3 protein-coding genes are annotated in these 6124 nt (G+C 70.1%); 2 read left to right on the top strand and 1 reads right to left on the bottom strand.

Annotated elements, in window-relative coordinates; all coding sequences use genetic code 11:
* Positions 1-92 precede the first annotated feature (92 nt).
* Positions 93-2693 carry an FHA domain-containing protein gene (locus ACFV6V_RS12935; protein WP_385563220.1) on the bottom strand — a complete coding sequence of 867 codons (2601 nt, stop codon included), beginning with the start codon at positions 2691-2693 and terminating at the stop codon, positions 93-95.
* Positions 2694-2947: 254 nt separating this feature from the next.
* On the opposite strand from ACFV6V_RS12935, the gene ACFV6V_RS12930 reads away from it, so the two are divergent.
* Positions 2948-4720 (top strand): streptophobe family protein, encoded by a 1773-nt coding sequence (locus ACFV6V_RS12930; protein WP_385563217.1) that lies wholly within the window; start codon positions 2948-2950, stop codon positions 4718-4720.
* A 165-nt stretch (positions 4721-4885) separates the two neighbouring features.
* Positions 4886-6100, top strand: coding sequence for a phosphoserine phosphatase SerB (serB, locus tag ACFV6V_RS12925; RefSeq protein ID WP_385563214.1), 1215 nt, complete (start codon positions 4886-4888; stop codon positions 6098-6100).
* Positions 6101-6124: the final 24 nt, after the last annotated feature.

Genomic DNA, 6124 nt, shown 5'->3' with positions numbered 1-6124 from the left:
GGCGATCCCACCCGCGGGGAGGCCGGCACCCCCCGCGGGTGCCGGCCTCCCGGCGTGCTCCGTCGGACTGTCCGTCCGGCGGACGCACATCACTACTTGCGCATGACCTCCGGCTCATGGCGGCGTAGGAAGCGGGCCACGAAGAACCCGCACAGCGCGCCGAGCGCCAGCAGCGCCGCCATGTCCAGGCCCCAGGCGCCGACCTCGTGGTCCCAGAGGGGGTCGGTGTTACCGGGGTCGTCCTGGTTGGGACTGATCCGGTTGAAGTCCAGCGTGGCACCGGCCGCGGCGACCGCCCAGCGGGACGGCATCAGATACGAGAACTCGTTCACGCCGACCGTGCCGTTGAGGATGAACAGGCAGCCCGTGAACACGACCTGGATGATCGCGAACATCACCAGAAGGGGCATGGTCTTCTCGGCGGTCTTCACCAGCGCCGAGATGATCAGGCCGAACATCATCGAGGTGAAGCCGAGCGCCATGATCGGCAGCGAGAGCTCCAGGAGTGTGGCCGAGCCGAGCACCAGGCCCTCCTCGGGGATCTCCCGGCTGGAGAAGCCGATGACACCGACGAGTGCGCCCTGGAACACCGTGATCATGCCGAGCACGATCACCTTGGACATCAGATACGCGGAGCGTGACAGACCGGTCGCACGCTCGCGCTCGTAGATCACCCGTTCCTTGATCAGCTCACGGACCGAGTTGGCGGCACCGGCGAAGCAGGCGCCGACCGCGAGTATCAGCAACACGGTCGTGGCCGTGCCGTTCGGGATGATCCTGCCGCTCTGCGGGTTCACACCGTTGGGCAGCAGCCCCTTGTCCGCGTCGATGAGCAGGCTCACCGCGCCGAGCACTGCGGGCAGGAGCACCATCAGGGCGAGGAAGCCGCGGTCGGAGACGATCACGGAGACATAGCGCCGGATCAGCGTGCCGAGCTGGGAGAACCAGCCCTGCGGCTTCGGCGGCCTGATCGCCTGCGGTGGCGGCATGTTCACCGACTGCGGGGCGACGGCGTCGATGTCCGCGGCGTACATCTGGTAGTGCTGCGAGCCCTTCCAGCGGCCCGCCCAGTCGTAGTCGCGGTAGTTCTCGAAGGCGGAGAAGACATCGGCCCAGGTGTCGTAGCCGAAGAAGTTCAGGGCCTCCTCGGGCGGGCCGAAGTACGCCACCGAGCCACCGGGAGCCATCACCAGCAGCTTGTCGCACAGGGCCAGCTCGGCCACGGAGTGGGTGACGACGAGGACGGTGCGGCCGTCGTCGGCGAGACCGCGCAGCAGCTGCATCACATCGCGGTCCATGCCCGGGTCGAGGCCCGAGGTCGGCTCGTCCAGGAATATCAGCGACGGCTTCGTCAGCAGCTCCAGGGCCACGGACACGCGCTTGCGCTGGCCACCGGAGAGGGAGGTGACCTTCTTCTCCTTGTGGATGTCCAGCTTGAGCTCGCGCAGCACTTCGTCGATACGGGCCTCGCGCTCGGCGGCGCTGGTGTCCGCGGGGAAGCGCAGCTTGGCCGCGTACTTGAGAGCGGTGCGGACGGTCAGCTCCTTGTGGAGGATGTCGTCCTGCGGGACCAGACCGATGCGCTGGCGCAGCTCGGCGAACTGCTTGTACAGGTTCCGGTTGTCGTAGAGGACATCGCCCTGGTCGGCGGGCCGGTAGCCGGTGAGCGCCTTCAGCAGGGTGGACTTTCCGGAACCGGACGGGCCGATCACCGCGACCAGCGACTTCTCGGGAACGCCGAAGGAGACGTCCTTGAGGATCTGCTTGCCGCCGTCGACGGTGACTGTGAGGTGGCGGGAGGAGAAGGAGACCTCACCGGTGTCGACGAACTCCTCGAGCCGGTCGCCGACGAGCCGGAAGGTGGAGTGGCCGACGCCGACGATGTCGTTCGGGCCGATGAGCGCGGATCCGGACTTCGCCAGCGGCTGGCCGTTGACGTAGGTGCCGTTGTGGGAGCCGAGGTCCCGGATCTCGAAACGGCCGTCCGGCGTGGCGTGGAACTCGGCGTGGTGGCGGGAGACCTGGAGGTCGGAGACCACCAGGTCGTTCTCCAGGGCACGGCCGATGCGCATGACGCGGCCGAGCGAGAACTGGTGGAACGTGGTCGGGCTGCGGTCCCCGTAGACCGGCGGCGCCTGTCCCCCGGCCTGCTGCCCGTAGGACCCTGCGGGACCTTGCTGGTACGGGGCCTGCGGGGCCTGCTGGTGCGGCACCTGCGCATGCTGCTGGGCCTGGTCCTGCTGCCAGTTCTGCTGCGGCGTCGCCTGGGGCCCCTGCTGCCACTGCGGCTGGGCGGGAGCCTGGGGCGCTGCGGCCTGCTGGGCGTACTGGTTCTGCTGCGCCTGATGAGACTGCTGTGCCTGCTGCGGAACAGCGCCCTTGGCGTTGTAGTTGTCGTCCGCGCCACCGTTCAGATTCAGTCGCGGCCCGTCGGTGGCGTTGCCGAGGTGTACCGAGGAGCCGGGGCTGACCTCCGTCTGGTGGATCCGCTGGCCCTGCACATAGGTGCCGTTGGTGCTTCCGTGGTCCTGGATGACCCAACTCCGGCCGCCCCAGCTGACCGTGGCGTGCCGCCACGACACTCTGGCGTCGTCGACCACCACGTCGCCCTGTGGATCACGTCCGATGGTGTACGACCTGGACGGATCGAGGTTCCAGGTCCTTCCGTTCAATTCCAGTACGAGTTCCGGCACTCCATGCCCCACTAGTTGTCCCCCGAGTTACCCCCGTCGCAGGGAGTCTAGGGATGGCGAACATCGTGAGGAACTATTTCAGGCCCACCGCCGTAACCAAAAGCCGGGCCTCCCGACGGCGCGCTTCCGAGTGCCCGAACGCGCCGTTGACGGCGGAGAAACACGCCCGGAGAGTGGTAAGCACCCATGAGTGCACACGGATCATGCACGAAGGGGATAAATGCTCATGAGCTCGGAAGGCTCGGGGGGTCCTGATGGCGTCGATCGGCGACGGGGACCGCGAACAGCCGGTGCCGTGGGGCGATGTGGTCCTGGCTTCGATCGCCGCGGTGAGCTGGTCGCTGGCCGGGATGGCGGGGACAGCCGCGCTCGGACTGCACCTGCTGGGCGCAGACGCGAGCGGCTCTCTTGCCCCCATGACGGCGGCGGTTACGGTGCTCGCGGTCGGGGGATCGGTCACCCCGTACGGCGATGTGTCGGTCTTCGGGCTCGAGGGTGCGCAGGCGTCGACGGCCGTCCATGTCGTCCCGCTCGGGGTGACGGTGGTCGGGGTGCTGCTGCTGGCCCACTTCTTCCTGAGGTCGCTGCGCGGAGCCGGCGGCCGGCTCTCCGCCACGGAACTGGCCGCGCGGGCGGGCGTGTTGGGGGGGTTGTTCCTCGGTGCGGTCGGCGCGCTCGCCTGGGTGGGGCGTGACGTGATCACCTTCGACGGCGGCGCGCTGGGGATCGATGGAACGCCGGGATCCGGTGCGGACGACGGTTCCGGGATCGGGGTGCCGGGTCTCGGGGACCTCGGGGACCTGGGAGATCTCGGTGATCAGGGGGACGACGCCGGGGGGATCGGGGCGCTGCTGCCGGACCGGCTCGGGGACCTGGTGGACGCGCGGGCTTCGGTCGGGTTCTCCGTGAACACCGCCGACTCTCTGGCCGGTGCGCTGTTCTGGGTGCTCGCGGTGCTGCTGATCGCTCTCCTCGCCTCGCGTCGTACGCCACTGCCGGGGGGCTGGGCCGTGGTGCACCGGGTGGTACGTCCTGCCGTCTCCGCGCTGGTGACCGTGCTGCTGACGGCCGTGGCGGCGGGGCTGGCCGCGGCGGCGTACGCGGCATTCACCGACGACCGGCCGGGACCGGTCCTGGGCGCGGCCCTGCTCGGCGCGCCGAACGGTGCATGGACGGGCGTGGCACTGGGGCTGCTGGTGCCCTGGCACGGGAAGGCGACCGGTGAGCTGGCGAAGGCGTTACCGGATCCGATGGGGAAGCTCCTCCGGGTGTCGGCGGACGAGCAGGTGACGGTGGGGCGGCTCGCGGAGTACGACAACCGGGTGTGGCTGCTGGCGGTGGCCGCAGCCGTACTGATGCTGTGCGCCGGAGTGCTGGTGGCGGTGCGTACGCCCAGACCCGACGGGGTGGGGGCGGTGGGGTTCGCGGGGCGGTGCGCACTCGCGCTGGGTCTGGTTTCGGCCATGACGCTGCCACTGCTGGTGCTGCTGACGGGGGTGTCGGCGGACGCCTCACTGTCGGTACTCGGGCTCGACGCGTTCGGAGCGGGCCTTGAGCTGCACGGCGATCCGGTCGTGGCCGTGCCGCTGGGAGCGATGTGGGGCGCGGCGGCGGGCGGTGTGGGGGCACTGCTGGCGTGCGCCGCGGGGGCGGCCGGTTCACGGGCAGCGCCGCTCTCCATGGCGAAGCGCGCGCCCCTGGCACCCATCGCCGGGCCGTACCGTCCATCCATGCCGTATCGCCCGCCGAATGCGGATACGAACCCGTATCTGAGGCTGCCGGAAGGGCGAGGAGGGCCCGGTCAGGGGCCGCGCGGGGCCCGGGGAAAGGGGCGGCACGGAGCCCCAGGCCAGGGTCGGCACGGAGCTCCGACGGTGGCCGGGCCGGTCCTGCCTGTACCCCCTCCGCCTGGGCCTCCCGCACCGCCCGGGTACCGGCGGACTCCCCCGGACGGCCCACAGGACCGAGGTCCGGACCAGCCACCGGACGGACCGCCGCCTCCCGGGGCGCCTCGGACGCGTCGCTGATTCCGGCACAGGCCGGAGGCCGCCCGACACTCCTGGGCCCACCTGCCGAAACCCGGACGACACCTTTCCGACGCCGACCCGGGACCCGCGGCAGGCGTGGTCGCCGTCCGCTCCGCGGGACGGGGCGGCGCGTGGCACGGAGTGCCCGATAACGTGGGAAGCACCATGAGCGCATCGCAGCCCCCTCAGACGTCCGACGCCCGCACCCTTCTGGTCAAGATCTTCGGGAAGGACCGCCCCGGGATCACCGCCGGGCTCTTCGACACCCTCGCCGCGTACGCGGTCGATGTGATCGATATCGAGCAGATCGTCACGCGTGGCCGCATCACACTGTGCGTCCTCGTCACGGCGCCGTCCACGGGAGCCGAGGGCGAGCTGCGCTCCACCGTGCACAGCTGGGCCGAGTCGCTGAAGCTCCAGGCGGAGCTCATCTCGGGTACCGGTGACAACCGGCCGCGCGGCAGCGGCCGCTCGCATGTGACCGTGCTCGGGCATCCGCTGACGGCGGAGTCGGCAGCCGCCATAGCCTCGAGGATCACCGGCTGCGGGGGCAATATCGACCGTATCTTCCGGCTGGCGAAGTACCCCGTCACGGCGGTGGAGTTCGCGGTGTCCGGCTGCGAGACCGAGCCGCTGCGCACCGCGCTGGCCCTGGAGGCTGCCGAGATCGGTGTGGATGTGGCCGTGGTGTCCGCCGGGTTGCACCGCAGGGCGCAGCGTCTGGTGGTGATGGACGTGGACTCCACCATGATCCAGGACGAGGTCATCGAGCTGTTCGCGGCGCACGCCGGATGCGAGGATCAGGTCGCCGAGGTCACCGCCGCCGCGATGCGGGGGGAGCTGGACTTCGAGCAGTCCCTGCACGCTCGGGTGGCGCTGCTGGCCGGTCTTGACGCCTCGGTGGTCGACAAGGTGCGCGCGGAGGTGCGGTTGACCCCGGGGGCCCGCACCTTGATCCGTACGCTCAAGCGCCTCGGCTATCAAGTCGGCGTCGTATCCGGCGGTTTCACCCAGGTCACGGATGACCTCAAGGACCGGCTCGGTCTTGATTTCGCCTCCGCCAACACGCTGGAGATCGTGGACGGCAAGCTGACCGGGCGGGTCACCGGGGAGATCGTGGACCGGGCGGGCAAGGCGCGGCTGCTGCGGCGGTTCGCCTCGCAGGCGGGCGTGCCGCTGGCGCAGACGGTGGCGATCGGCGACGGTGCGAACGACCTGGACATGCTGAACGCGGCGGGGCTCGGTGTGGCCTTCAACGCCAAGCCGGTGGTGCGGGAGGCGGCCGACACGGCGGTGAACGTGCCGTTCCTCGACGCGGTGCTGTATCTGCTCGGGATCACACGTGAAGAGGTCGAAGCCGCCAACGTGCACGAGGACTAGTACCGCTGTCCCGTACAGGCTGAG

The sequence above is a fragment of the Streptomyces sp. NPDC059828 genome (assembly GCF_042731955.1).
In the GTDB taxonomy this organism is placed as follows: Bacteria; Actinomycetota; Actinomycetes; order Streptomycetales; family Streptomycetaceae; genus Streptomyces.
The sequence above is the reverse complement of the archived record's forward strand: the minus strand, read 5'-3'. Positions and strand labels throughout refer to the sequence as shown.

Coding starts and splice junctions, on each gene's coding strand:
- serB (WP_385563214.1), top strand. CDS start 4,886: ATGAGCGCATCGCAGCCCCCTCAGACGTCCGACGCCCGCACCCTTCTG.
- ACFV6V_RS12930 (WP_385563217.1), top strand. CDS start 2,948: ATGGCGTCGATCGGCGACGGGGACCGCGAACAGCCGGTGCCGTGGGGC.